Origin of the sequence: Sphingomonas bisphenolicum (assembly GCF_024349785.1) — a bacterium.
Classification (GTDB): domain Bacteria; phylum Pseudomonadota; class Alphaproteobacteria; order Sphingomonadales; family Sphingomonadaceae; genus Sphingobium; species Sphingobium bisphenolicum.
In genome coordinates this window covers 869,363-895,194 of the sequence record NZ_AP018817.1, presented here as the reverse complement: position 1 = coordinate 895,194, position 25,832 = coordinate 869,363, and the positions used below count along the sequence as shown (strand labels likewise).

At 65.9% G+C, this 25,832-nt stretch carries 31 protein-coding genes; 17 read left to right on the top strand and 14 right to left on the bottom strand.

The features are described 5' to 3' along the window. The first annotated feature begins 1 nt into the window (after position 1). Positions 2–907 (top strand): prephenate/arogenate dehydrogenase family protein, encoded by a 906-nt coding sequence (locus tag SBA_RS04400; protein WP_261936023.1) that lies wholly within the window; start codon positions 2–4, stop codon positions 905–907. On the opposite strand, the gene SBA_RS04395 is transcribed toward SBA_RS04400, so the two are convergent. Genes SBA_RS04395 through ftsE form a run of 4 tightly spaced genes read right to left on the bottom strand, consistent with a single transcriptional unit; the run spans position 901 to position 3,766 of the window. Further along, positions 901–1,608 (bottom strand): lysophospholipid acyltransferase family protein, encoded by a 708-nt coding sequence (locus SBA_RS04395; RefSeq protein ID WP_261936022.1) that lies wholly within the window; start codon positions 1,606–1,608, stop codon positions 901–903. The two genes, SBA_RS04400 and SBA_RS04395, sit on opposite strands and share 7 nt — an antisense overlap. A 9-nt stretch (positions 1,609–1,617) precedes the next feature. After that, on the bottom strand, positions 1,618–2,151 hold the full coding sequence (locus tag SBA_RS04390; RefSeq protein ID WP_224548241.1) for a YdcF family protein: 534 nt from the start codon (positions 2,149–2,151) through the stop codon (positions 1,618–1,620). Further along, entirely contained in the window at positions 2,148–3,053 is a 906-nt protein-coding gene (locus SBA_RS04385; RefSeq protein ID WP_261936021.1) for a cell division protein FtsX, read from the bottom strand. Before SBA_RS04385 ends, SBA_RS04390 begins: the two co-directional genes overlap by 4 nt. Continuing rightward, complete coding sequence (gene ftsE, locus SBA_RS04380; RefSeq protein ID WP_261936020.1) at positions 3,053–3,766, bottom strand: cell division ATP-binding protein FtsE; 714 nt, start codon at positions 3,764–3,766, stop codon at positions 3,053–3,055. Before ftsE ends, SBA_RS04385 begins: the two co-directional genes overlap by 1 nt. Positions 3,767–3,935: 169 nt before the next feature. Between ftsE and SBA_RS04375 the strand changes: the two genes are divergently transcribed. Continuing rightward, complete coding sequence (locus SBA_RS04375; RefSeq protein WP_261936019.1) at positions 3,936–4,757, top strand: zinc-ribbon domain-containing protein; 822 nt, start codon at positions 3,936–3,938, stop codon at positions 4,755–4,757. Positions 4,758–4,817: 60 nt separating this feature from the next. On the opposite strand, the gene SBA_RS04370 is transcribed toward SBA_RS04375, so the two are convergent. The 3 genes from SBA_RS04370 to SBA_RS04360 are packed head-to-tail and all read right to left on the bottom strand — an operon-like array spanning position 4,818 to position 6,771. Next, positions 4,818–5,723, bottom strand: coding sequence for a pirin family protein (locus SBA_RS04370; RefSeq protein ID WP_224548244.1), 906 nt, complete (start codon positions 5,721–5,723; stop codon positions 4,818–4,820). Then, positions 5,720–6,427, bottom strand: coding sequence for a glutathione S-transferase (locus tag SBA_RS04365; RefSeq protein ID WP_261936018.1), 708 nt, complete (start codon positions 6,425–6,427; stop codon positions 5,720–5,722). Before SBA_RS04365 ends, SBA_RS04370 begins: the two co-directional genes overlap by 4 nt. A 56-nt stretch (positions 6,428–6,483) precedes the next feature. Continuing rightward, positions 6,484–6,771, bottom strand: coding sequence for a BolA family protein (locus SBA_RS04360; protein WP_261936017.1), 288 nt, complete (start codon positions 6,769–6,771; stop codon positions 6,484–6,486). Between the two features lie 45 nt (positions 6,772–6,816). Between SBA_RS04360 and SBA_RS04355 the strand changes: the two genes are divergently transcribed. The 7 genes from SBA_RS04355 (at position 6,817) to SBA_RS04325 (ending at position 13,630) form a co-directional block, all read left to right on the top strand. Then, the gene (locus SBA_RS04355; RefSeq protein ID WP_261936016.1) at positions 6,817–7,437 is read left to right on the top strand and encodes a DnaJ domain-containing protein; all 621 of its coding nucleotides are present in this window, start codon (positions 6,817–6,819) and stop codon (positions 7,435–7,437) included. Positions 7,438–7,617: 180 nt separating this feature from the next. Then, positions 7,618–8,910: an Hsp70 family protein gene (locus SBA_RS04350; protein ID WP_261936015.1), complete on the top strand. Its 1,293-nt coding sequence runs from the start codon at positions 7,618–7,620 to the stop codon at positions 8,908–8,910. An 86-nt stretch (positions 8,911–8,996) separates the two neighbouring features. Next, positions 8,997–10,004, top strand: a complete 1,008-nt coding sequence (cobS, locus tag SBA_RS04345) for a cobaltochelatase subunit CobS (RefSeq protein ID WP_224548250.1) — start codon at positions 8,997–8,999, stop codon at positions 10,002–10,004. A gap of 47 nt (positions 10,005–10,051) precedes the next feature. Further along, positions 10,052–10,474 (top strand): OsmC family protein, encoded by a 423-nt coding sequence (locus SBA_RS04340; RefSeq protein WP_224548252.1) that lies wholly within the window; start codon positions 10,052–10,054, stop codon positions 10,472–10,474. Continuing rightward, a complete protein-coding gene (locus SBA_RS04335) occupies positions 10,471–11,253 on the top strand; it encodes a tyrosine-protein phosphatase (protein ID WP_261936014.1) in 783 nt (260 codons plus the stop codon). Before SBA_RS04340 ends, SBA_RS04335 begins: the two co-directional genes overlap by 4 nt. Continuing rightward, entirely contained in the window at positions 11,250–13,076 is a 1,827-nt protein-coding gene (gene cobT, locus SBA_RS04330) for a cobaltochelatase subunit CobT (RefSeq protein ID WP_261936013.1), read from the top strand. Before SBA_RS04335 ends, cobT begins: the two co-directional genes overlap by 4 nt. Before the next feature lie 83 nt (positions 13,077–13,159). After that, entirely contained in the window at positions 13,160–13,630 is a 471-nt protein-coding gene (locus SBA_RS04325) for a GreA/GreB family elongation factor (RefSeq protein WP_224548256.1), read from the top strand. 69 nt (positions 13,631–13,699) lie between these two features. Here the strand turns inward: SBA_RS04325 and SBA_RS04320 are convergent, their stop codons facing one another. The 3 genes from SBA_RS04320 to SBA_RS04310 all read right to left on the bottom strand — a co-directional run bounded on the left by SBA_RS04320 (position 13,700) and on the right by SBA_RS04310 (position 15,211). Next, entirely contained in the window at positions 13,700–14,191 is a 492-nt protein-coding gene (locus tag SBA_RS04320) for a Dps family protein (protein ID WP_224548257.1), read from the bottom strand. 110 nt (positions 14,192–14,301) lie between these two features. Next, complete coding sequence (locus SBA_RS04315) at positions 14,302–14,868, bottom strand: TMEM165/GDT1 family protein (RefSeq protein WP_261936012.1); 567 nt, start codon at positions 14,866–14,868, stop codon at positions 14,302–14,304. A 13-nt stretch (positions 14,869–14,881) separates the two neighbouring features. Continuing rightward, a complete protein-coding gene (locus SBA_RS04310) occupies positions 14,882–15,211 on the bottom strand; it encodes a hypothetical protein (protein ID WP_261936011.1) in 330 nt (109 codons plus the stop codon). 214 nt (positions 15,212–15,425) lie between these two features. On the opposite strand from SBA_RS04310, the gene rpmG reads away from it, so the two are divergent. Continuing rightward, on the top strand, positions 15,426–15,593 hold the full coding sequence (rpmG, locus tag SBA_RS04305) for a 50S ribosomal protein L33 (RefSeq protein WP_066599119.1): 168 nt from the start codon (positions 15,426–15,428) through the stop codon (positions 15,591–15,593). A gap of 202 nt (positions 15,594–15,795) precedes the next feature. Here the strand turns inward: rpmG and SBA_RS04300 are convergent, their stop codons facing one another. Together SBA_RS04300 and SBA_RS04295 are read right to left on the bottom strand one after the other, a co-directional pair. Beyond that, positions 15,796–17,658: a PhoX family protein gene (locus tag SBA_RS04300; protein ID WP_261936010.1), complete on the bottom strand. Its 1,863-nt coding sequence runs from the start codon at positions 17,656–17,658 to the stop codon at positions 15,796–15,798. 153 nt (positions 17,659–17,811) lie between these two features. Continuing rightward, positions 17,812–18,174: a response regulator gene (locus SBA_RS04295; protein ID WP_224548261.1), complete on the bottom strand. Its 363-nt coding sequence runs from the start codon at positions 18,172–18,174 to the stop codon at positions 17,812–17,814. Positions 18,175–18,241: 67 nt separating this feature from the next. Here SBA_RS04295 and SBA_RS04290 point away from each other — a divergent pair, with 67 nt between their 5' ends. Genes SBA_RS04290 through SBA_RS04270 form a run of 5 tightly spaced genes read left to right on the top strand, consistent with a single transcriptional unit; the run spans position 18,242 to position 21,469 of the window. Then, entirely contained in the window at positions 18,242–18,529 is a 288-nt protein-coding gene (locus SBA_RS04290) for a DUF3572 domain-containing protein (RefSeq protein ID WP_261936009.1), read from the top strand. After that, positions 18,526–19,182, top strand: a complete 657-nt coding sequence (locus tag SBA_RS04285) for a DUF2608 domain-containing protein (protein ID WP_224548263.1) — start codon at positions 18,526–18,528, stop codon at positions 19,180–19,182. The genes SBA_RS04290 and SBA_RS04285 overlap by 4 nt, the downstream gene beginning before the upstream one ends. Next, a complete protein-coding gene (locus tag SBA_RS04280; RefSeq protein ID WP_224548264.1) occupies positions 19,179–19,643 on the top strand; it encodes a RidA family protein in 465 nt (154 codons plus the stop codon). Before SBA_RS04285 ends, SBA_RS04280 begins: the two co-directional genes overlap by 4 nt. 49 nt (positions 19,644–19,692) lie before the next feature. After that, positions 19,693–20,343 (top strand): glycerophosphodiester phosphodiesterase family protein, encoded by a 651-nt coding sequence (locus tag SBA_RS04275; RefSeq protein WP_390902432.1) that lies wholly within the window; start codon positions 19,693–19,695, stop codon positions 20,341–20,343. Beyond that, on the top strand, positions 20,336–21,469 hold the full coding sequence (locus tag SBA_RS04270) for a GNAT family N-acetyltransferase (RefSeq protein WP_261936679.1): 1,134 nt from the start codon (positions 20,336–20,338) through the stop codon (positions 21,467–21,469). Before SBA_RS04275 ends, SBA_RS04270 begins: the two co-directional genes overlap by 8 nt. Here the strand turns inward: SBA_RS04270 and SBA_RS04265 are convergent, their stop codons facing one another. Beyond that, positions 21,470–21,766 (bottom strand): hypothetical protein, encoded by a 297-nt coding sequence (locus tag SBA_RS04265; protein ID WP_224548267.1) that lies wholly within the window; start codon positions 21,764–21,766, stop codon positions 21,470–21,472. Between the two features lie 226 nt (positions 21,767–21,992). On the opposite strand from SBA_RS04265, the gene SBA_RS04260 reads away from it, so the two are divergent. Further along, complete coding sequence (locus SBA_RS04260; RefSeq protein ID WP_261936007.1) at positions 21,993–23,264, top strand: multidrug effflux MFS transporter; 1,272 nt, start codon at positions 21,993–21,995, stop codon at positions 23,262–23,264. 70 nt (positions 23,265–23,334) lie between these two features. On the opposite strand, the gene SBA_RS04255 is transcribed toward SBA_RS04260, so the two are convergent. Further along, positions 23,335–24,897 (bottom strand): amino acid permease, encoded by a 1,563-nt coding sequence (locus tag SBA_RS04255; protein ID WP_224548269.1) that lies wholly within the window; start codon positions 24,895–24,897, stop codon positions 23,335–23,337. 172 nt (positions 24,898–25,069) lie between these two features. On the opposite strand from SBA_RS04255, the gene pgeF reads away from it, so the two are divergent. Continuing rightward, positions 25,070–25,831 (top strand): peptidoglycan editing factor PgeF, encoded by a 762-nt coding sequence (pgeF, locus tag SBA_RS04250; RefSeq protein WP_261936006.1) that lies wholly within the window; start codon positions 25,070–25,072, stop codon positions 25,829–25,831. Position 25,832: the final 1 nt, after the last annotated feature.

Below are 25,832 nucleotides of genomic sequence, written 5' to 3'. Positions count from 1 at the left end.
AATGCTGCCCTTCGCCCGCGTCACCATCATCGGCCTGGGGCTGATCGGCTCCTCGCTCGCCCGCGCGATCCGGGCGGACATGCCGACCGTGCGCGTCACCGGCCATGACGCCGACCCGGCGGTGCGCGACATCGCCCGGCGGATCGACCTGTGCGACGACATCACCGACACGGCCGGGGCATCGGTGACGGATGCCGATCTGGTGGTGCTGTGCGTGCCGGTCCGCGCCATGGGCGCAGCGGCGGCAGAGATTGCCGACGACCTGCCCGCCGATGCGATCGTCAGCGATGTGGGGTCGTGCAAGGCCGACGTGCTGGCGCAGTTGAGCGCCGCGCTGCCGGGGCGGACGATCATCCCGGCGCATCCGGTCGCGGGGACCGAGAATAGCGGACCGGAAGCGGGCTTCGCCACCCTGTTCAAGGGCCGCTGGTGCATCGTCACCCCGCCCGCCGAGGCCGATCCGGCTGCTGTGGAGCGCGTCGCCGAACTGTGGCGGCGGGTCGGCGCGGACGTGGAGACGATGGACCCGGCGCATCATGATCTGGTGCTGGCGGTGACCAGCCATCTGCCGCATCTGATCGCCTATACCATCGTCGGCACGGCCAGCGACCTGGAGAATGTCACCCAGTCCGAGGTCATCAAATATTCGGCGGGCGGTTTCCGCGACTTCACCCGCATCGCCGCATCGGACCCGACCATGTGGCGCGACGTCTTCCTGGCGAACAAGGATGCCGTGCTGGAAATGCTCCAGCGCTTTTCGGAGGATCTGTCAGCCTTGCAGCGGGCGATCCGCTGGAATGACGGCGACGCGCTGTTCAACCTTTTCACCCGCACCCGCGCGATTCGCCGGTCGATCATCGAACAGGGCCAGGACGACGCCAAGCCCGACTTCGGCCGATCTCACTGATCGAGCGCTGAAGGGGGGTTCAGGGCATTGATCGCGGCATGGACCTGCCGCTCGGCTTCCCGGCGGTCGAGGCCGACGGGCACGATCTCCCCCACCTTGTAGGTGATGACGCCCGGCCGCTTCAGGAACTTGCCGCGCGGCGACACCCGGCCGCTGTCGATGGCGATCGGCACGACCGGCAGGCCGAGCAGGCTGTAGAGGCCCGCGAAACCGGCCCGCAGCGGCGGCGCCTCGCCATGGGGGACACGGGTGCCTTCGGGGAAGAGGCAGAGCGGCCGGCCCTGTGCGATCCGGTCTTTCGCCGCGGCGCGCAGCACGCGCAGCGCACTCGCCCCGGCCGCCCGTTCGATCGGGATCAGTCCGTACAGGCGGGCAATCCGGCCCCAGAGCGGAATGTCGAACAGTTCCCGCTTTGCGCCAATTGCGGGGCGGTCGAGGAGGCACAGCACATCGATCGTCTCGAACATCGATTCATGCTTGATGATATAGAGATAGGCGCCGAGCGGCAGATCACCCTCCACCCGCACCGTCTGGCCCAGCAGCCAGCGCGCGCAACTGCGATGATAGCGACTCCAGCCTGTCGCAATCCGCTGCACCATCATCGGGGTGACCGAACCCAGAGCCATCGCGGTCAGCACGAAGACCAGGCTGCCGACATAGAAAGCCAGCATGAAGAAGAGAGAACGCAGCGCGGTCAGCATGGATATCCTTCAGATGCCGATCAGCGCAGCGATGCGGCGGAGCAGATATTTATTATATTCCCGCGCCAATATGGTGAGGCTGGGGCGGCTGGGCACTGCGTCATAGACGATCGTGATCTTCCCGCCCGGCAGCGCCTGCCGCAGTTCCAGCGCGGCGCGGCGCATATGCCAGTCGGTGGTGATGAGGCGCACGGTCTTGTAATCGCGCCGTTCCAGCCAGCGCGCGGTTTCCAGCCCGTTGGAGCGGGTGTCGATCGCCTCACGGCCCAGCGTGATGCAGCAGCTGAACAGCGCTTCGGGCGTCTTATACTCCGCCGCCAGCTCGACAGGGCGAACCGATCGATCGACCCCGGAGATCAGCATCCGTTTGGCCGCGCCGCCCTGCAACAGCGCGATTCCGCGATCGATGCGGCCGGCGCCGCCCGTCAGCACCACGATCGCATCGGTTCGACGACCATCGAGCGGCTGGGGCAAAAGAACCGCGAACCAGACGAAGCCCAGCATCCAGGCCAGCAGCGTGACCGCCAGGAAGCGGACGATCACAGCGCCCGGCCCAGCGCGCGCAGCACGGTCCAGCGCGCCGTGAGAGTCGCCAAGATGACGCCGAAGATCGGCAGCGCCGCCAGCAACAGCCAGCCACGCGGGTCGAGACTGATCGCGCCGACGACATCCGATCCGGTCGCCGACAGCCGCAGGCCGATCAGCAGGATGACGAGGATCGCGAAGGAAAAGCCGAGCGCGCCGCCCATCAGCGCGTCGAGGCCGATGCGGCGCTGGAACAGGCGGGCGATCTGTACGTCGGTCGACCCCATCAGGTGCAGCACATCGATCGTGCCGCGATGGCTGTCATGCGCCCCCCGCGCCGCCAGCACCACCACCGCGCCGGTCGCCAGGATCATCAGCAGCACGACCCCGGCGGCCAGCCATCCCAATGCCGTCAGCAGCCCGGCGAGCGGCAGGAGAAAGGCGGCATGGGGTTCGATCCGCAGCTTGGGCGACAGGCCGCCGAGCAGGCGGCGCAGGCGATCGAGCTTGGCATCGCTGTCGCCGGGCGTGAGCATGACGTCGATCAGCGCCGGGACCGGCAGGTCGCCGCTGGTCGCCGCCTCCCCCAGCCAGGGACGCAACTGATCGGCGAGCTTGGCCGGATCGACCGGATCGGCGGCTCGCACGCCATCGGCACCGCGCAACGCCTGCAGGGTCCGCGCGGCTAGCTGGCCGCGCGCCTGTGCGTCGGCCTCCACCACCTGCACGCTGGCACGGCCGGCCAAGTCGGCGCTCATCGACCGGACGGCGGCGCCAAGGCCCAGGCCGGCGGCGGCGGCCAGCACGGTCAGGAACATCATGATCGCGATGATCCAGGGCATCGGCCCCGCCAGCCGTCCCCCCGGCAGCAGGCGATGGCGCGCGGCGGCAGCGGCCTTGCGATCGGCGCGGGCCGCCATCACGGCGTGTCCTGCGGCGGGCGGGGCGGATAGCGCAGCGATCCGGTCGGGTCGGCAAGCCGCCCCTTGTCCAGCCGCATCATCTGCGCGCCCGACACCTGCGCGATCAGAGGCAGGTCATGGGTGGCGACGACGACGGTGGTGCCGAGGCGATTGAGCGCTTCGAACAGGGTCATGAGGCGACGGGCCATGTCGGCGTCGACGTTGCCAGTCGGCTCGTCCGCAACCAGTATTTCCGGGCGACCGATCACCGCGCGGGCGATGGCGACGCGCTGCTGCTCCCCGCCCGACAGGGTGGCGGGGCGCGCCTGGCCACGATCGCCCAGCCCGACCCAGTTCAGCATCTCCACCACGGGGGCGTCGATCTCCCCTTCTTCCATCCCAGAAACCCGCAGCGGCAGGGCGATATTGTCATAGGCGGACAGATGGGGGACGAGGCGGAAATCCTGGAACACCACGCCGATGCGGCGGCGGAAGCCGGGCAGGCGCTTACGGGGAAGCGTCACCACATCCTCCCCGAACAGGCGGATGACGCCACGGCTCGGCCGCTGTGCGAGATAGAGCAATTTGAGCAGCGAGGTCTTGCCCGCGCCCGATGCGCCGGTCAGGAAATAGAAGCCGCCGCCCGCAAGCGAGAAGCTGACGTCGGACAGCGTCTCGCTGTCCAGACCATAGCGCAGGCCGACATTTTCGAACTGGACGATGGCCGACATGTCTTGAAATATCGCGCCGTCGCGCTCCCTGCGTATCGAAGCATCAGCCATGGCACAGCGGGCGGCCCGCCGTAAAGCCCGCGCCGCATATCGCCGCGAGTCGCGGTCGAATCACACCAGCTGTCGTTGACCGCTTGCGCGCGAGTCCCTGCCATGCCTATGAAGCATCATGATCCTGGTGTGCCCCAATTGCGCGACGCGCTATGTCGTGCCGGACAGTGCTGTTGGTACGAGCGGCCGCCAGGTCCGCTGCGCCGCGTGCAAGCATAGCTGGTTCCAGGAACCGCCTGCCCTGCCGGAACGCGACACGCCGCCGGTTCCGGTCGCCGCGCCTATTGCGCCTGCGCCGGTTCCTCCAGCGCCGCCGCCTGTCGTTGCGCCCCCACCGCCAGTGGTCGATCCGGGCATGGCTGCGGTTGCGCCTCCGGCAATCGAGGACGCGCCCCCTGCGGAGGAAGCGCCCCCGGTCGCGGCCCCGGCGGACAATCGGTTCGACGACATCTATGCCGGTGCGCCGACCGATCCGGTCGAGGAAAGCCGCTTCGTCCCTGCGCCGCCGTTCAAGGCGCGGCGCAATCCGCTCAAGCTATGGACCTATGCCGCCATCGGCTTCTGCCTGCTCGTCGCGGCGGCGGGTGGCGCCTTCTTCTATTTCGGGCCACCGGCCTGGATGGTGTCGATGGGGCTGGTCGGCGAAGAGGGCGATCCGGACCTGCTCTTCTACCTGTCCAAGCCTGCCGAGCGGCGCAAGCTGCCGACCGGGGAGGAATATTTCGCCTTCGGAGCGCGGATAGTGAACAGCGGGACGCAGGCATTGCCGGTGCCGCCGGTGCTGGTACAGCTGCGCGACCGGCAGAACCGGCTGGTGTTCAGCTGGACCACCAAGGCGGACAAGAGCCGGCTGAAGCCCGGCGAAGAGGCGTCGATCAACGAGAGCCGGATCGACATTCCCAAAAATGCCGAGAATCTCTCGCTAACCTTCGTTCAGTAAGGCGAGTTGGCAGCAAGGCAGGCGGCCGACTTCCGCCCGCCCCTGCCCTTGCAACGTCGATCAGGGGTAGCTGACCGTCTTTGGGCGGCCCTGCGGGATGGGGATATACTCCTGGTCGTCGCCGGGGATGAGGGGGAAGCGCATCGCTTCCCAATCCTCGCGCGCCTGCATCAGCCGGTCCTGGGTCGAGGAGACGAAGTTCCACCAGACATGGCGTGGGCTTGTGAAGGCCTCCCCGCCGCATAACACCACCCGGCCGCCATCGACGCTCATCAATGTGGCGGATGTGCCGGGGCGCAGGACGTAGAGCGTCTGGGGCACGAGCATCAGGCCGTCGAGCATGGCGTCGCCGCCAGAGACGTAAATGGCGCGCTCGTCGGCGGACGGATCGATGGCGATGCGGCCGCCCGGCGAGAGCTGGATATCGGCATAGATGGTCTGGGCATAGGTCGTGACCGGCGAGGTTTCGCCCCAGAGCGACCCCATGATGACGCGCGCGCGCACATGGCCGTCGTCGATCACCGGCATGCCGCCTTCGCCGACATGCTCGAACGCCGGGTCCATCTCCTCATAACGGTCGGGCAAGGCGAGCCAGGTCTGGATCGCCGACAGCTTCGATTCCTTGGCCCGGTCTGCGTCGGGCGAACGCTCCGAATGGACGATGCCCTTGCCCGCGGTCATCAGGTTGACCGCGCCCGCCTCGATCAGTTGCTCGGTGCCCAGCGAATCGCGGTGCAGGAAGGCGCCTTCGTACATATAGGTGACGGTGGCGAGGTTGATGTGCGGGTGCGGGCGCACGTCGATGCCCTGCCCCGCGCCGATCTTCGCTGGCCCCGCCTGGTCGAAGAAGATGAATGGGCCGACCATGGTGCGGCCCTGGACCGGGAGCGAGCGATGCACCCGGAAATCGCCCAGATTATGGCTGGTGGGGGTGATCGTCTGAAGGATGAGGTCGTCTGCGGTCATGGGGCGTCCAGTTCGGGATAATGGCGGAAGACATCCTCCTGGCTAAAGGGCAACCGCCGGTCGCTGGACAGATAGTCCTGCAATTCGGGCAAGGCCACAACCCTGTCGTGCAGCGCGGCCAGTTCGGGATAATCCGGCATCAGCGTCGCCATGCGCCGGGGGAAGGCATAGCGAAGGCCGGCGACCAGGTGGAACAGCGACAGATCGGCATAGCTCCAGCGCGCGCCCGCCAGCCAGTCGCCGACTTCGGATTTCAGGGCATATTCGAAATAGTCGAGAAATTTGGGAATGCGCTGGTCGCGAAAGCCATGCGCGCGACGCAGCGATTCGGCCTTCTGATCTTCATAATAGAGATCAACGCCGATCGGATGATGGACGTCATGCGCATCCGCCACCAGATCCATGATGGTGAGCTGGATTTGGGCGAGCCAGTAGCGGCTCTTCATCCCCGACGGGCCGCATTCATGCCGTTCGGACAGGTAGAAGAGGATGTTGGCGGTCTGGGCGACGGTGGCGCCTTCGATGCCGAGATAGGGCGGCGCGAAGGCGGGGCCGCGGGCATGATCCGCCATGTCGGCCATCAATGCATCGGCCCCTTCTTCCCGCGCGCGGTCGCGATAGGCGATGCCGCAGGCTTCCAGCGTCAGGCGGACGAACTCGCCCCGGCCGGCTATGGTGGGCCAGTACCAGAAATCATAGGCCATGGACGGGCGCTCCTTGCTTGGCGAAGCAGGATGAACGCCCGGCCAATGCTAAAGTCTCATGCCTCGTCGGGTGCGCGCGCCCTGATGGCGAGGGCGTGGACCTTTTCCGCCAGCAGGTCGGCGAGCGCGGCGTTGACCAGCCGCTGGCGCGCGACGCGGTTCTGGCCGGTGAAGCGATCGGACACGATCTCCACGGTGAAATGGCTTTCGCCCGATCCGTCATGGCCGGCATGGCCGCGATGCTTTTCGCTGTCGTCGATGACGGCGAGATGGTCCGGCGACAGGGCGGCGCGCAGCCGCGCCTCGATTTCGGTGGCAACGGGGCCTTTGAGGTCTGTGGTCATATTTCCTATATAGGTCGCTTTGCCAGCCAGATCATCAGGACAATCTTGAGCAGCGATCCTTTCTCGACCCGTCGTTTCAACCGCTTCCATGGCCGGGTGGAGGGCGACCGGCCCTGCGCCGCGCCCGGATGCCCGGAACCCGGCGAGTTCCGCGCGCCCCCGGCAGACGGCAGTGCCCGGCCGGGCGATGCAGGGCCGCGCTGGCGCTGGTTCTGCCTGGAGCATGTCAAGGCGTTCAACCAGGGCTATAATTTCTTCACCGGCATGACCCCGGACGAGATCGCCGCGGCGCAGCGCCCCTATGCCGGCTGGGAACGGGAGACGCGCGCCTTTTCCGCCCATGCGCATAGCCCGTCACCCAAATGGGCGGATTTCGTCGATCCGCTCGATGCGATCGGGGCCAAGTTCAGGGAGCGCATGGCCAAGGCGCGGGCCGACGCACAGGTGCGGCAGGACGGCAAGTTCCTGTCGGGCGAGGATCGCAAGGCGCTGTCGGTCATGGGGCTGGAGATCGACGCCGACCGCAAGGCGCTGCGCACCCGCTATACCGCGTTGCTGCGCCGCTATCATCCCGACCATAATGGGGGCGATCGCACCCATGAAAGCGCCTTGCAGGCGGTGATCGAAGCCTATGCCCATCTGCGCAAAGCCGCCGCTTTTGCGTGATTGCCGGCCGGAACTTCACGAATTGCGCGCATATCGCATATGGCAAATGCAGCAGGATGCCGACGATGGGAAAGAGCCGGTGCGAGCATAGCAGCGAGCGGGCGTGTAGGACAGCGCGCCCCTTGCCCAAGTCCGGTCGGCCTGCCATAGCGCCCGGCCCTAATCCCCCGGAGACTGACCATGCAGGACGTGCCGCGCGCGCTGGGCCTCGATTTCGGCACGACCAACAGCGTCGCCGCGTTGGCGGGCGGCGCGGAGTCGCGGCTGGTGGAATTTGCCGGACGGCACGCAACCGGCGCGGTGTTCCGGTCGGCGCTGTGCTTCTGGCATGACGAGGCGGTCAAGGGCGGCATGGCGCATGAAGCGGGGCCATGGGCGATCGCCGAATATATGGAATATCCCGAGGACAGCCGGTTCCTGCAAAGCTTCAAGTCGGTGGCGGCCAGCCCGATCTTCGAAACCGCCAATATATTCGAGAAGCGGTTCCGCTTCGAGGAACTGGGCCAGATGTTCCTCAAGCGCATGATCGCTCATGCGGGCGGGTCGCTCGACAACAGGCCCGAACGGATCGTGGTCGGGCGGCCGGTCGAATATGCCGGATCGCGGCCGGACGAAGCGCTGGCGCGCAAGCGGTATGACGCGATGTTCGCCGGGTTCGGCACCGAGGTTCATTATGTATACGAGCCGCTGGGCGCGGCGTTCAGCTATGCCAGCCGGCTGACCGAGGCGGCGACGATCCTGGTCGCGGACTTTGGCGGTGGCACCAGCGACTTTTCGCTGGTCCGGGTCGAGGCGCCGGGTGCGGCGCGGCGCTGCGTGCCTCTCGGATCGACCGGTATCGGGCTGGCGGGCGACCGGTTCGACTATCGCATCCTTGACCATCTGGTGCTGCCGATGCTGGGCAAGGGCAGCAGTTACCAGAGTTTCGGCAAGGAACTGGAGATACCGCGCAGCTATTTCGCCGATTTCGCCGACTGGTCGCGCCTCGCCCTGATGCGCAACCGGCGGACGATGGACGAACTGGCGCGGTTGCAGAAGACGGCGAAGGAGCCGACCGCGATCGGGCGGATGATGACCGTGATCGAAAAGGAGCTGGCCTATCCGCTCTATGATGCGGTCGGTGCGCTGAAACGCGCATTGTCGGAACAGGAGGAGGCCATGTTCCGCTTTTCGGGCGGCGGGCTGGAGATCGAGCAGGCAGTGACGCGCGCCGATTTCGAACGCTGGATCGCGCCCGACATCGCCCGGATCGAGGAAACGGTGGACAAGGCGCTGGCCAAGGCCGATGTCGCGTCCGACAGCATCGACCGGGTGTTCATGACCGGCGGGTCGTCGCTCATTCCGGCAATCCGCGCCATTTTCCGCCGGCGGTTCGGGCAGGATCGGCTGGCGACGGGGGGCGAGCTGACCTCCATTGCGCACGGGCTGGCGCTGATAGGCGAGGAAGCCAATTTGGCGGAATGGGCAGCTTGATCCGGGCGCGCCTTGCCCCCACTCTCTCGACATCGCCTTCATGGATCGTTTAGGGCGGACATGACTCGCAGGAAGATGATGACCCGATGACCGATATTTCCAACGTCCAGCCCGACACCCGCGCCGAAACGCTGCTGGAAGCGCCCGACCGCGAAGTGGATGCGCGCGACGTCTTCGGCATCGACGTCGACATGAAGATCCCGGCCTTCAGCCAGGCCGACGAGCGTGTGCCCGACCTGGACCCCGCCTATGTGTTCGACCCGGACACCACACTGGCGATCCTGGCGGGCTTTGCGTTCAACCGGCGCGTGATGGTGCAGGGCTATCATGGCACCGGCAAGTCGAGCCATATCGAGCAGATCGCCGCGCGCCTGAAATGGCCGTGCATCCGCATCAACCTGGATGCGCATATCAGCCGTATCGATCTGGTCGGGCGCGACGCGATCGTGCTGCAGGACGGGCAGCAGGTGACGCAGTTCAAGGAAGGCTTGCTGCCCTGGGCGTTGCAGCGCCCGGTCGCTCTGGTGTTCGACGAATATGACGCCGGTCGCCCCGACGTGATGTTCGTGATCCAGCGCGTGCTGGAGACGGACGGGAAGATGACGCTGCTGGACCAGAATCGCGTGATCCGGCCGAACCCGCATTTCCGCCTGTTCGCGACTGCCAACACCGTGGGTCTGGGTGATACGACGGGCCTCTACCACGGCACGCAGCAGATCAATCAGGGCCAGATGGACCGGTGGAATCTGGTGGTGGCGCTGAACTATCTGCCCGCCGCGACCGAAGCGCAGGTGGTGCTGGCCAAGTCGGGCGAATATGATCATGAGGGCGGCCGCAAGGAAGTCGAGAATATGATCAAGGTCGCCGAACTGACGCGGCAGGGCTTCATCAACGGCGATATCTCGACCGTCATGTCGCCCCGCACCGTCATCAGCTGGGCGCAGAATGCGCTGATCTTCAAGAATGTCGGCTTCGCTTTCCGCCTGAGCTTCCTCAACAAATGCGATGAGGCCGAACGGGCGCTGGTCGCAGAATATTATCAGCGCGTGTTCGGCAAGGACTTGCCGGAAAGCGTGGCGAGCCGGGCGAACTGACCGTTCGCCCTGCTAGTGGCGCTTTTGGCACGGCAGGGAGACAAGAGATGATCGTCGTCGAACGGATCGACCCCAATGGCGGGACGGCGCACCGGATCAGCATCCGGGGGCATGAGATCGTGGCCGACATGTCGGCGCCGGACGGGCATGATGCCGGGCCGGACCCGCATGACCTCTATGATACGGCGTTGGGCGCGTGCAAGGCGATGACGATGCTCTGGTATGCGCAGCGCAACGATATTCCGTTGGAGGCTATCCATGTCGGCGTGGTTCGCGATGCGAGTCAGGAGCGCAAGGGCGTCTACAAGCTGACCACGCGCATCGCCCTGACCGGCGACATGAGCGACGAGCAGCATGACAAGCTGATCGCGGTGGCGGCAAAATGCCCGGTCCACAAGCTGATGAGCGAAGTCGAGACGCAGATCGAGACGGTTGCCGTGCCGCGCGTTGGCGAACCGGAGCGGCCATGAGCGAGGAGGCGGTGATGGAACGCAGCGGACTGCCGCTGGCCAGCGCGTTCAACCTGCGCGATTTTGGCGGTTATCCAACCATGGGCAGCCGGCGGGTGCGCCGCGGCATGTTGTACCGGTCGGGCACGATGGCGCTGCTGACGCCGGAGGACAGCGCGCAATTACGGTCGCTGGGCATCCGGGCCATCTGCGATTTTCGCCGTCCGGGCGAGCGCAAGTCGGAACCGACCAGTTGGCATGACGCGAGCGTCGATTATTATTGCCGCGATTATAGCGGGGCGACCGGCGTGCTGATGGACCTGGTGCGCGAAGACCGGACGACCGCCGCGGACATGAAGGCGGCGATGCTGGCCGTCTATCATGAGATCGCGACCGACCACGCCGAGGCCTATGCCGCGATGTTCCGGCAGATGCTGGCCGGCCACCTGCCGATCCTGATCAACTGTTCGGCGGGCAAGGACCGCACCGGCGCGGGCGCGGCAATGGTGCTGGCGGCGTTGGGCGTATCGCGCGATGTCATCATCGAAGATTATCTGCTGACCAACAGCCATGCCGACTGGACATGGCGGCTGGCGCAGGGCGAGAACCATCTGAGCCGGCTGCAACAGGCCAAGGCCGATGTGGTGGAGCCGCTGCTGATCGCCGACGCGGCCTATCTGGAGGCGCTGTTCGCGCAGTTCGACGCGATGCATGGCGGCATCGATGGCTATTTGCGCGATGTGCTGGGCGTGGGTGCGGCCGAGCGGGTAGCGCTGCGCGAGGCCTTGCTGATTCCATGACCGAACGCTCCCCCATCGACGCCTTCAAGGATGTGCTGTCCGGCGCGGCGCGGGCGATGGCGCGCGACGCCGAGGTCGAGGTCGCCTTCACCGCCGATACGCCCCATGCCGTGGGCAAGGCGATCAAGGTGCCGACGCCCAGCCGCGCCCTCCCCGCCGATCAGGTGGCGCTGGCGCGCGGTTTCGCCGACGCGTCCGCGCTCAAGCTGCGCCATCATAACGCTAGGGTCCATGCCGCCTCCGCGCCGGGCGAGGCGGTCGCGCGCGCGGTGTTCGACGCGGTCGAGCAGGCACGGGTCGAAGCGATCGGCGCGCGGGCGATGGAGGGCGTGCGCGCCAACCTCAACCATGCGCTGGACCTGCGGCTGAAGTCCGATGCGATCCGCCGGGCGCGGTCGGCCGACGAGGTGCCGCTGTCCACTGCATTGGCGTTGAAGGTGCGCGAGCGGCTGACGGGCCAGGCCATCCCCAAGGATGTGGCGGCGGGCGTGGCGATGGTCGACCAGTGGATCGAGGACAAAGCGGGGTCCGACCTGGATGCCCTGACCATGGCGATCGACGACCAGCGCGCCTTCCAGAAGCTCACCACCGCGATGCTGGAGCATCTGCAACTGATCGACGCCGACGTGCCGCCCGACACGGACGAGCCCGAATCGCAGGACGAAAGCGAGGACGAGGAGGACCAGCCGGAAGAGGGCGAGAGCGGCGAGGAGGAATCCGGCGACAGCGACATGAATGCCGAAGCGCGCGCCGAGGATCAGGGCGGCGACAGCGAAGAGGGCGAAACCGACTATAGCGACGAGTTCGACGCCGACAGCGACGAAGGCGCAGACGATATGGGCGAGGAAGGCATGATGCCGGTCCGCCCCAACCGGCCGATGTCCGACCTGCCGCCCGGTTTCGACTATAAGGCCTATACGCTGAAGTTCGACGAGGTCGTCAGCCCCGAAGAGCTGTGCGACGAGGATGAGCTGGTGCGGCTGCGCGGCTTCCTCGACCAACAACTGGTGAGTTTGCAGGGCGCGGTGACGAAGCTCGCCAACCGCTTGCAGCGGCGGTTGATGGCGCAACAGTCGCGGTCATGGGACTTCGACCAGGAAGAAGGGATGCTGGACGCGGCGCGGCTGGCGCGGATCGTGATCGATCCCACCCATTCGCTGTCCTACAAGATCGAGCGTGACACCGAATTTCGCGACACCGTGGTCACGCTGCTGATCGACAATAGCGGGTCGATGCGCGGGCGGCCGATCAGCATCGCGGCGATCAGCGCCGACATCATGGCGCGCACGCTGGAGCGGTGCGGGGTCAAGACAGAGATATTGGGCTTTACCACGCGGGCGTGGAAGGGCGGGCAGAGCCGCGAGGAATGGCTGGCGGCCGGGCGGCCGCCGATGCCGGGGCGGCTCAACGACCTGCGCCATATCGTCTACAAGAAGGCCGACGATCCGTGGCGGCGGGCGCGCAAGAATCTGGGCCTGATGATGCGCGAAGGGCTGCTGAAGGAGAATATCGACGGCGAGGCGCTGCTATGGGCGCATAGCCGGCTGATCGCGCGGCCCGAAGAGCGACGCATATTGATGGTGATCTCCGACGGCGCGCCGGTGGACGATTCCACCCTGTCGGTGAACAGCGGCACCTATCTGGAGCGGCATTTGCGCCAGGTGATCGACTGGATCGAGAATCGATCGCCGGTGCAACTGGTGGCGATCGGCATCGGCCATGACGTGACGCGTTACTACAGGCGGGCGGTGACGATCATGGACGCCGAACAACTGGGCGGGACCATGGTGGAGCAGCTCGCGGGTCTGTTCGACGAGGATTGAGCGATTGCTCGCCCTGAGCCCGTCGAGGGCGCGGGCTTCGAGGCTCATCCCGAACGGATGATATATTCAGGAAAGAGACTGACATGAGCGTCGCCTTCCGTCGCGAGAGCGATGACGAGCATATGGAGCCCAAGTTCGAATTGCCGATCCCGCCCGGCCCCAATTGGGTCACCGCGCGCGGACTGCGGCTGACGCGGGAGAAGGTCGAGGCGCTGGAAGCCGTCGATACCGCCGCAATGGAGGAAGAGGCCGCCAAGAAGCACAAGCGAGTGCTGCGCTACTGGCGCACGCGGCGGGCGACGGCGGAGTTGCAGGCTGCGCCCGGTGGCGACGCGGTCGCCTTCGGGACGCGGGTGACCTATCGCCTGAACCGGCAGGAAAGGACGGTGGCACTGGTCGGCGACGACGAGGCCGACCCAAATGAAGGGCGGATCAGCTTTTCCGCCCCGCTCGCCCGCGCGATGATGGATGCGGCGGTCGGCGAGAAGGTCGATTTCGCCGGTAAGAGCGAAGCGGTCGAGATCGTACAGATTGCGGTGGCCAGCGAGGCCTGATCCTTCGCTCCGGACATGAAAGAGCCCGCCGGTCTGCACCGGCGGGCTCTTTCATGGGCTTAAGGCGAATCAGACCCCGCGGGCAGCTTCGAACAGGAACCAGGCGCGCTGTTCGGCCTGGTCGGTCCAGTCGTCGACAATGCCCTCGGTCGCGTTGTCGCCCGCCTCGGTCGCGGCGGCCTTCACGGCGCGGAAGGTTTCGACCAGCGCCAGATTGTCGTCGCGCAATTCCTTGAGCATGTCTGCCGGGCCGACGAACTCGGCATCGTTATCCTTGACGGTCTGGCGCCGCGAAATATCGCCGATCGAGCGCAGGGTCACATTGCCGGTCTTGCGCACGCGCTCGGCGATCAGGTCGGTCACGCCCAATATCTCGGTCGCCTGCTCGTCGAACATCAGATGATAGTCACGGAAATGCGGACCGGAGACGTGCCAGTGGAAATTCTTGGTCTTGAGATACAGCGCATAGCTGTCCGCCAGCGCGCCGTTGAGGGCGTCGGCAACCGACTTGGTCGCATTGCTCTTGAGGTCGGTCGGGGTCTTCAGATCGGGCGCGGTCATGCACTATCCTCCTGTTCGCGAAAATGATTTCGGATATATAATGATCTCGCGCCAAGTTGGTGCCATTTTTTCAGGCAGGAAATCCCGATCAGCCTGATGCAGTGGGTCGATCAGAGCAGCCCGGTTGCGACGAGCGCCATCACGGCCCCCGCCAGCAAGAGCAGAACGCCACCGGTCCAGCGGATCGCCCGCAGCGGCAGCACCGCCAGGATGCGATCGCGCAGCAGCACGACGGGAACCAGCGCGGCGATGACGCCGATGGTGCCGCCGATGCCGGCCAGCATCGGATCGGCGGTCCGGGTGGCGATCCCCAGGATCAGGAATTGCGGCCCGTCGCCAAAGCCCAGGATGAAGAGGCCGAGCGCGGTGGTCAGGAAAGCGCCGGTCGGCCAGCCGGCCAGCGGATCGGGCGCGGAGGGCCGCCAGAACAGGCCAGCGCCCAGAAACAGGACGGACAGCGCCATGAAGAGCAGCCGGGCGTCCGCGCCCAGCATCGGCCCGATCCACGCGCCGGCAAAGGCGGAGAGGGCGGCGTTGGCAGCGGCCGCGACGACGATGCCGGCGATGATCGCGCCGTTGCGATCGTAGCGGGTGGCGAGCGCGAGAACGAGCAACTGGCTCTTGTCGCCGATTTCGCCGAGCAGGCAGCCGAGCAGGGCGATCAGCAGGGCGTCCATCCGGCGGCGCGAATCAGGCGCGCAGCGCGCGGACGGTGGCGGACGGCATCGCCGGCGGGATCATCGACACGATGTCGGCGACCGGCATGTCCTGCGCGATCGCATCGCGCATCAAGTCGAGATAGGACAGCACGATCGGACCGAGCCCGTGCAGCGACAAGGCCGATTCGAGCGTGCCCGCAAGCCCTTCGACGGCATCGAGCCGGAAGGCGCGGGCGATGTGGCGAATCTGGTCGAGTTCGTCATGCAGACGCGGCACCGACAGGTGGCCGCGCTGGTTCGCCAGCCCATCGACACGGCGCATCAGGTCCGCCAATATGGCCAGCATCGGATCATGTCGCATGGGAAAGCCCCCGTCTTGTCGCCCCGCCAACGATCATGCGCCCGATTGGTTAAAGGCGTGTAAAGCCTGTAGATCGCGGTGCGCGATGGGATGCCCAGCCTTGACATGAACCCGAATCTGCCCCATGGGCCACCGCTGAAACGGGGCGGTCCCCCTTCCACATCCGGGGGGGCAGCTTTATCTTTTTACGCAATTACGACCAGGGAATAGGGCCATGGCCAAGCCGGCAACCGTCAAGATTCGTCTCGTCAGCACGGCTGACACTGGCTTCTTCTACGTCACGAAGAAGAACCCGCGCACCAAGACCGAGAAGTTCAGCTTCCGCAAATATGACCCCGTCGTGCGCAAGCATGTCGAGTTCAAGGAAGCCAAGATCAAGTAAACCGCTGCGGGCTTCCCGCCTGCGCGTTTGATCTTTCGGTTTTCGAACAGGAAAAGGCCCGTCCCCTTGTGGGAACGGGCCTTTTCCTGTTGGTGCGGCAGGGACGATCTGCGCCGTAGCTTAGCAAAGGAAATGGGAGCGCCTTTCGGACGCCCCCACCCCAACCCCCTCCCCTGAAGGGGAGGGGCTTTTAATATGATGGCTAGTTGCCGACGGGCTGGCTATCGGTGCGGCGCACGACGATGGTCGAGGAGCGCGGCTCCTGGCCCGACACCGGCCAGTCGCCGGTGGGATGCTGGATGTTCACGAAGAAGGTCTTGAGGTCCGGCGTATAGGCAAGGCCGGTGATCTCGCAGCCCTTCGGCCCGACCAGGAAGCGCGACGACTTCTTGGTGGTCTGGTCGATGTAGAACATCGCGTTCTGGCCGAAGATTTGCTCGATCGTGCGCGAGGAATCGCCCGACGAACCGGGAACGCTGTGGTCAGTCTGGACCCACAGGCGGCCCTTGGGATCGATGCGGATGCCGTCGGGGCTGGAGAAGGTATCCCCGTTGATATTGCCTTCCAGCTTGTCGCCGAAGCCGGCCAGGCTCGGATCACCCGCCAGCAGGAAGATTTCCCAGCTGAACTTCATGGCGAGCGGCGAATTGCCCTCTTCCTTGAACTTGATGATGTGGCCGTGGCGATTGCGCGTGCGCGGATTGGCGGCATCGACGACCGCGCGGCTGCTGTTGTTGGTCAGCGTCACGAAGACGGCGCTGTTGTCGGGCGCGACCGTGATCCATTCCGGACGGTCCATGACGGTGCCGCCGGCGACGCGGGCGGCCGAGATGGTGTTGATGAGGACATCCGCCTGGTTGCGGAAGTCGACGATCGCGGGGGTCTGCGGCCCCTGGCTGACGTTGCCCGGGTCCGAAGCGCCGACGACGAGGCCGTTCTGGCCCTGGACCAACGCGCGCCATTCCCCGGTGCCGTCCGCGTTGAAGCGGGCGACATAGAGGGTGCCATGATCGAGCATGTCGCGGTTCTGGGCGCGGTTGCTGCTGCTGAAGGCGCGGTCGCAGACGAATTTGTAGATGCAGCCCGGCGTGCCGTCATGGCCCATATAGAAGGCGACGCGGCTGTTGCTGTCGGCCATATAGGCGGTGTTTTCATGGTCGAAACGGCCCAGTTCGGTGCGCTTGGTCGCGGCGTCCAGTTCCTGATAGGGATCGATTTCGACCACCCAGCCGTAATTTTCCTCCGGCTGCGACGGATCGAGATAATTGTCGGTCGTTTCCTCGCAGGTCAGATAGGTGCCCCAGGGGGTGCGGCCCGACGAGCAGTTGTTCAGCGTGCCCTTGATCGAGGTCGAGAGCAGGCCAGAGGCGCGGCCGCTGGCCCGATAGATGCTGTTGCCGGTGTAACGCTTGTTATATTTGGAGCCGGCCTTGACGCCCCACTTGCCGTCCGAGCCCTTGGCGATCTCGACGACGCCTACGCCCACGCCCGACAGGGCGATGGCGCGCTGTTCCGCCGTGGCGGTGACGGGATCGGGCTGGCCGTCCGCGAACAGGATGTTGAAGTCGGGCAGTTCGAAATTGATCGCCAGCAGGCCGCCGCTGTTCGCGTCGGTGCCGGACAGTTCATAATATTCCATGCCGTCATGGTTGCCGCCAGCCCATTTTTCGGCATCGGCCGCCGTCGGGAAGCTGCCCGAATAAGCCGTGCCGGTTTCGACCGAATCGCCGGCCTTCAGCAGGACATCGACGGTATAGCCGGCGGGCACGGTCACGGTGTCGTTCATGTTGGCGGCGACGGGCGCGAAGCTGATGCCGTAGCTGGGCGCCGGGGTCGGCGTGGGGGTGGGGGTCGGCGTCGGCGTGCTCGAATCGTCATCATCGTCGCCGCATGCGGCCAGCGTACCCAGCATGGGCAGGATCGACAGGCCGAGCAGGCCGTTCTTCAGCACGGAGCGACGGCCCGGATTGGCGGCGATGATCGCCTCCAGGCTCTGGTCGCCCATATCGATGGTGGGCTGCGCGGCGCGAGACGGCGCGCGGGCCTCGTCGGTCAGATGAGACATGGATATCTACCCCTGTAGTGTTTGCAGGGCTGTCGGCGGAACGCCGCGCCCTTGGGGCAGCGAGGTGGCAGAGCGGAATGACGGCAGGACTTCGAAACGAAGTCACGCCCATGAAAAGGATATGACAGCGCTGTGACGAAGCTGTCGGAAACGTTACAGCAGGGCGTTCACCTGCTCGACGAAGCGCAGCACCGATATCGGTTTCGACACATAGGCCTGGGCGCCGGCGGCGCGAATCCGGTCCTCGTCGCCATGCCCGGCATAGGCGGTGACCGCCATGATCGGGACCGCGGACAACCGTTCGTCCGCCTTCAGCGAAACGATCAGGTCGAGACCGCTGACATGGGGCAGGTGGATGTCGGTGATGACGAGGTCGGGCAGGAAGGCCTGCGCCTGGGCCAGGACGTCGCGCCCGTCGCGCAGCGGCAGCACCTCATGCCCGTGCGCGCGCAGCAGGTCGCAAAAAAGTTTCAGATTGAGTTCGTTGTCCTCGACAACGAGCACGCGCTTTGCCACCAGTCACCCGCGGTCCGAAAATGCCTTTGGAGCGCGCCTATAGCGGCCCCCGCCCCGAGAACCAACCATGCGACCCGATACAGCGAATGGCAAGCAGGATAGCGGCCCGGATGCCGCAACCTTGGCGCTGATGGCGCTGGGATGGACGTTGAGCGACGTCGGACGGGTCGACCGGCTGCTGTCGTTGACCGGGCTGAATGCCGATGCGCTGCGCGCGGGAATCGACAATCCGGCGATCCTGGGCGCGGTGCTGGCCTTCCTGGCCGACCATGAGCCGGACCTGATCGCCTGCGCCGAGGCGATCGACACAACCCCCGCCGCGCTGATCGCGGCGCAGGAGAGATTGAGCCGATGACCCGCCCGCTGATCATCACCGATTGCGACGAGGTGCTGCTGCACATGGTCGTGCCCTTCCGCCACTGGCTGGACGAGACGCATGACGTGCATTTCGACATGCATGAGCGCGGCTTTGGCGAGGCGCTGCGGCACAAGGACAGCGGCGCGGTGGTCGAGCGGGCGCTGGTATGGGAATTGCTGCTGGGCTTTTTCGAGACCGAGATGCACCGGCAGACGCCGATCGCGGGCGCGATCGAGACGATCCAGCGCCTGTCCCGTGTGGCAGACATCGTCGTGCTGACCAACATTACCGAGCGGCACCAGCAGCGGCGGGCCGAACAGCTGGCGTCGCATGGCCTGACCCTGCCGGTTCACTGGAACCAGGGCGGCAAGGGACCGCCGCTGGCCGCCATCGTGGCGGAGCGCCAACCCAGCGTCGCGCTGTTCATCGACGACCTGGCCGAACATCATAAGTCGGTCGCCGCCCATGCGCCGGGCGTGTGGCGGCTGCACATGGTCGGCGAACCGGAAATCGCCGCCAGCGTGGCGGACGCGACCCATGCCCATGCGCGGATCGACAGTTGGGCGGGCGCCGAACAGTGGATCACGCAGCGGCTGGCCGAAGGGCCAGCCCCCGTCGATATTGACGCAACCCAAGGAGTTAACCCATGAGCATCGAAGCCCGCCTGACCGAACTGGGCATCACCCTGCCCCAGGCCGCCGCACCCGTCGCCGCCTATGTCGCCGCGGTCGAGGCGAACGGACTGTTGCACATTTCCGGCCAGATCTCGCTGGCGCCCGACGGCCTGATGACCGGCCGGCTGGGCGAGGACAAGGAACTGGACTATGGCGTCGCCGCGGCGCGGGTGTGCGGCCTCAACCTCATCGCCCAGATGAAGGCGGCGCTGGGATCGCTCGACCGGGTCGAGCGGATCGTGAAGCTGGGCGCCTTCATCAGCAGCGCGCCAGGCTTCACCGACCAGCCCAAGGTCGCCAATGGCGCGTCCGAACTGATGGTCGAGGTGTTCGGCGAGGCGGGCAAGCACGCGCGCAGCGCGGTCGGCGTGCCGGTGCTGCCGCTGGGCGCGGTGGTCGAAATCGATGCGATCGTGCTTGTCAAAGCGCAGGCCTGATTTTCCGACCGATCGCCCCTTCGCCCATCGCGGATGGCATGGCGAGGGGATGAGCGAGAATGGGATGGCGGCGTTCGACGCCGCCATCGCCGCGGGATATGGCATCGAATGCGACGTCCGGGCGAGCCGGGATGGCGTCGCCTTCGTCTTTCACGACGCGATATTGACGCGGATGGCGGGCCGCGACGAAGCGGTCGCGGCGCTCGACGCCGTGGCGCTTGACGGCGTCCCCCTGCCCGATGGCGGCGCGATCCCGCGCCTGTCGGCGCTGCTGGCGCGATGTGGCGGACGGGTCCCGTTGCTGGTCGAGATCAAGGCGGAGGGGCGGCATGTCCGGTCCGTCTGCGCAGCGGTGGCCCGCGACCTTAGCCGCTGGCCCGATGCGCCGGTGGCGGTCATGTCGTTCAATCCATGGGCGATGCGCTGGTTCGTGAAACAGCAAGTTGGACAGGTGCGCGGCCTTGTCGTGACACAGCAGGGTAAGGGGCGGATTCGCGGCGGCATCGCACGCGCCCTTGCGCTTTGGCTGTCGAAACCCGATTTTCTGGCTTGTGACATTCGCGACCTGCCATCCCGCCTGTCCCGCCGCGCCCGCGCCGGGAGACTGCCCGTGCTGACATGGACCGTGCGCAGCGCCGCCGATCGCGCCCGTGCGGCGATCCATGCCGACCAGAGCATCTTCGAGCGTGGCCATGACTGAACTGGTGGCGCGGATCGCATCGGGAGTCGCGGACTTTGATCGCGACCAGTGGGATGGCTGCGCCGGAAACAATAACCCATTCATATCATGGAATTTTCTGGTCGCACTGGAACGGTCCGGCAGCGTCGGTGAGGGGACCGGCTGGCAACCGCTGCCGATCGTGGTCGATGGGCCGGACGGGCAGATAGCAGCCGCCGCGCCCGCCTATGGCAAGAGCCATAGTCAGGGCGAATATGTGTTCGACCATAGCTGGGCCGACGCCTGGGAACGAGCGGGCGGGCGCTATTATCCCAAGATCCAGATCGCCGCGCCCTTTTCTCCCGTGCCCGGCCCGAGATTATTGCTGCGGGACGAGGCATATGCCCCCGCCCTGATCGCGGGGATCGAGACGCTGGTGGAGCGCAATAATCTCTCGTCCGCGCATGCGACCTTCATCGCGCCCGATCAGCTGCCGCTGTTCGAGGCGGCGGGCTGGCTGATCCGGGAGGACAGCCAGTTCCACTGGACCAATCGCGGCTATGACGGCTTTGCTGATTTCCTGGCCGACCTGTCGAGCGAGAAGCGCAAGAATATCCGCAAGGAACGCGCGCGCGCGGTCGAGGGGCTGGAGATCGTTCATCTGAGCGGCGGCGACCTGACCGAGAGGCATTGGGATATTTTCTGGCGCTTCTACCAGGATACCGGTGCGCGCAAATGGGGGCAGCCCTATCTGACCCGCGCCTTCTTCTCGATTCTGGGCGAGACGATGGCGGAGAAGATACTGCTGATCCTGGCGCTGCGCGACGGGCAACCGATCGCGGGCGCGCTCAACCTGATCGGCGCGGACACGCTGTACGGACGCTATTGGGGCTGCACGCAGGATGTCCCCAACCTGCATTTCGAACTCTGCTATTATCAGGCGATTGACGCGGCGATCGCGCGTGGGCTCCACAAGGTGGAGGCGGGCGCGCAGGGCGGGCACAAGCTGGCGCGGGGCTATGCGCCCGAACCGACCTTTTCCGCCCACTATATTCCCAATGCGGGCTTCCGCCGGGCTATCGCCGATTTCCTGACGGCCGAACGCGCGGGCGTGCGGCAGGACCGGATGTGGCTGGCCGAACGAACTCCGTTCAGGAAAAGCGACTGATCAGGCGGCGCGCAACTGGCTGGCGGCGATGACGGCGCGGGCCTGACGCTGTGCCTCGGCGATTTCGCGTGCGGTCATTTCCTCGGCGATTTCGGCGCGCATCGACTGGCCCTGCTCGCTGCCGCGCAGCGCCGCCAGGTTGAACCATTTATGTGCTTCGACCAGATCGATCGGCAGGTCGCCGGTGCCGCAGCTATAGGCCACGCCCAGGTCGAAACAGTCTTCCGCCGATCCATATGCCCCCCGCGACAGACGGGCTTCCATTAGAAATTCTGCGCTCTTGATGCTGTTGCCCATGTGATTTCCCCTGTTACCAATCTAACTCAATGGATCTGGACCCCCTTTTCCACGAACAGCAGGTTGGACCGGGAAGCGATAAAAAATGGTTAACGCGATTTTCGCCATATCGGCGCGGTCGTAAGGTAATCGGAACGCGGCCAGGGTTAACGCTCCCGCGAACTTCTTACGATCAGTGGCGGATTGGGACTGGCATCATCGGGCCGATGCCCGCATAGCCCCCGGCATGAGTCCAGCCTCCCCTGCTTCGCCCGTCCCAGCGCGCAAGGACATCCAGTTCCGCGAATTCGTGCTGCTATGCGCCTGCCTGATGGCGATGAACGCATTGTCGATCGACCCGATGCTGCCGGCGCTGCCGGAAATCGGCCGTGATCTCGCCATTCCGCATCCCAATGACCGGCAGTTGATCATCAGCGTCTATTTCCTCGGGCTGGGGTTCGGGTCTCTGCTGTTCGGCGTCTTGTCCGACCGCTATGGGCGCAAACGCGTGCTCGGATGGGCGATGGCGCTGTTCATCCTGTCTTCGGTCGCCTGCGCCAGCGCGCAGAGCTTCACCATGATGCTGGCGGGCCGGGCCTGCGCCGGCTTTTTCGCCGGGGCGAGCCGGGTGATCACGGTGGGCATCGTACGCGACCGGTTCAAGGGCGACGCCATGGCGCGGGTGATGTCGCTGATCTTCGCGGTATTCATGCTGATCCCGGTAATGGCGCCCAGCTTCGGCCAGGCGGTGCTGTGGATCGCACCGTGGCGCTGGATTTTCTGGGCGCTGGTGATCCTGGCCAGCCTGATCCTGATCTGGATGACGGTGCGCCTGCCCGAAACGCTGCATCCGGAAAACCGGATGCGGATCACGGTGCGATCGCTGATGCAAACGGTCGGCATGGTGATGCGCACGCGCAGCTCGATCGGCTATATGCTGGCGAGCGGCGTGGTGATGGGCGGCCTGATCGGATTCATCCTGTCGGTGCAGCAGATTTTCTTCGACGTGTTCCATGCCCAGCATATCTTTCCGATCGCCTTTGCCGCGATCGCCGGGTGCATGGGCATCGGCAGCCTGATCAACAGCCGGCTGGTGCAGCGCTTCGGCGCGCGGCGGATGAGCCAGAGCGCGCTGATCGCCTTCATCCTGATCGCCGCGGTCCATCTGGCGGTGATCCTGGCCGGCATGGAAACGCTGACCACCTTCATGGTGCTGCAGGCCATGACGATGATGACTGTCGCCTTCACCGCGTCCAATTTCAGCGCGATTTCGATGGAACCGTTCCACCGGGGGGCGGGCGTCGCCTCCTCCTTCCAGGCGTTCCTGACGACGGCACTGTCGAGCGCACTGGGCAGCATCGTCGGCCGCGCCTTCGACGGCACCACCCTGCCCTTCACCACCGGATTGCTGGTGTTCGGCATCGGGTCTTTCCTGATCGTGATCTGGGCCGAACGCGGCAAGCTGTTCACCCGCCCCCATCATGGCGCCCTGCGCGAGGCGGAAATCGACTTCCATTAATCGGCGTTGACGCCGGCAAGAAAAAGGGGCGGAAAACCGCCCCTTTTTTTTCGTGCTTGATCGTCCGCGATCAGGCGTCCTTGCCGCCCGGCGTATGCGCGCCGGGGAGCGGCGGCACCGGCTGGGGCGGGACGTCGGCGTCATCCTCCGCAACGTCCACTACGCCACGGCCGACATGGCTGCGGCTGCGGCTGTAGCCGAAATAGACCAGCAGGCCGATCGCCGCCCAGCCGACGAACATCAGCTTGGTTTCGACGCCCAGACTCCAGAAGAGATAGAGACAGCCCAGGATCGCAATCGGCGCGGTCACCATGATCGCGGGGGTGCGGAACGGGCGGGCACGGTTCGGATCGGTCTTGCGCAGTTGCATCACCGCGATCGACACGGCGGCGAAGGCGAAGAGTGTACCCGAGTTGGAGATGTCCGCCAGGATGCCGACCGGGAAGAAGGCGGCGAACAGCGCGACGAAGATGCCGGTCAGGATGGTGATGACATGCGGCGTCTTGTAGGTCGGATGGACCTTCGAGAAGACCGCGGGCAGCAGGCCGTCGCGGCTCATGACGAAGAAGATGCGGGTCTGGCCGAACATCATCATCAGGATGACCGAAGGCAGCGCCAGGCCGGCGGCGAGGCCGAGCAGGTTGCCGATCTGGGGCCAGCCGATTTCGCGCAGGGTCCAGGCCAGCGCTTCCTTCGAGCAGGTGACGGCTTCGGTGCCGGCGGCGGCGAGCGCGGCGCATTGCTGCGACAGAGCGGCCGAACCGGGGGCCAGTATTTCGCCACCCGGACCCGCAACCGGTTGCGCGCCGACGGTGCCGATGACGCCGGCGGCGACCAGCATGTAGAAGATGGTGCAGATGCCAAGCGAGCCGATGAGGCCGATCGGCATGTTGCGCTGCGGATTCTTGGTTTCCTCAGCGGCGGTGGAAACGGCGTCGAAGCCGACATAGGCGAAGAAGATCGAGGCGGCGGCCGCCGAAATGCCCGAGAAGCCGAGCGGGGCGAAGGGGGTGAATTTGTCCATGTTGATAACCGGCAGGGCCAGCACGATGAACAGGGTCAGCGCGGCGACCTTGATGAGCACCAGCACGGCGTTGACGGTCGCGCTTTCCTTCGTGCCGATGACCAGCAGCCAGGTGACCAGCGATGCGATCAACATCGCGGGCAGGTTGACCATGCCGCCGTCGAACGGACCGCGGGTCAGGAGGTCGGGTATGTCCATATGGAAAGTATGTTCGATGAGGCCCACAACATAGCCGGACCAGCCGACCGATACCGCACCGGCCGCGACCGCATATTCCAGGATCAGCGCCCAGCCGACCATCCAGGCGATGAGTTCGCCCATCACGGCGTAGCTATAGGTATAGGCCGAACCCGACACCGGGACCATGGCGGCCATTTCGGCGTAGCAGAGCGCCGCGACGGCGCAGACGAAACCGGCGATGACGAAGGAGAGCATCATGCCCGGCCCCGCCTTTTGCGCGGCCTCCGCCGTCAGCACGAAGATGCCGGTGCCGATGACGGCGCCGATGCCCAACATGGTCAGCTGGAATGCGCCCAGCGACCGGTGCAGCGATTTCTTCTCGGCCGTCGCCAATATGGCGTCGAGAGGCTTAACGCGCCCGAAAATCATGGATGATGCCCTTTACACTCATTTGTTCTGCTCGGGCGGCGTGCGCCGCCCCCGTTGAGCTATGGACGGGAGACTATCGCCTAATCCGCCGCGCGCAAGTATGTTGCGTGCGTGCGACATGCTCGTCCATGAGTGACGGATAGCGACATGGACCTGACAAGGAACTGACCTGATGATCGAATTGCTGCACGCGCCGGGCCTGGAAGCTGTGCCCCATGGTTTCGCCGGGCGGCGCGGCGGCGTATCGACCGGGGTCCATGCGGGGCTTAATGTCGGCCTGGGATCGGCGGACGATCGCGACGCAGTGCTGCGCAATCGCGACCTGGCGCGGGACGCGCTGCTGCCCGGTGCGACGCTGGTGACGGTGCGGCAGGTCCATTCGCCCGACGTCGTGACGGTGACCGCGCCGATCGCAAAGGGCGAACGGCCGGGCGCCGACGCGCTGGTGACGGACCGGCCGGGGCTGGTGCTGGGGATATTGACCGCCGACTGCGTGCCGGTGCTGTTCGCCGATGCGACGGCGGGCGTGGTGGGCGCGGCCCATGCGGGGTGGAAGGGCGCGATCGGAGGCGTCACGGACCGCACGATCGACGCGATGGTGGCGCTGGGGGCCGATCCGGCGCGAATCGCCTGCGCCATCGGGCCGTGCATCGGTCGCGTCTCCTATGAGGTGGGCGACGACTTCGCAGTGCGCTTCGCCAAGGAGGACGCGGCCAATGAGCGCTTCTTCACGCCGGGGCGCGCGGGCCATTGCCAGTTCGATATCGCCGCCTATGTCGCGGCGCGGCTGGCGGGGGCTGGCGTGGCGCGGATCGCGATGCTGGACGAGGACACCTATAGCCAGCCCGACCGATTCTACAGTTACCGCCGGTCCTGCCATCGGGGCGAGAGCGATTATGGGCGGCAGATTTCGATGATCGCCCTGCCGGGCTGAC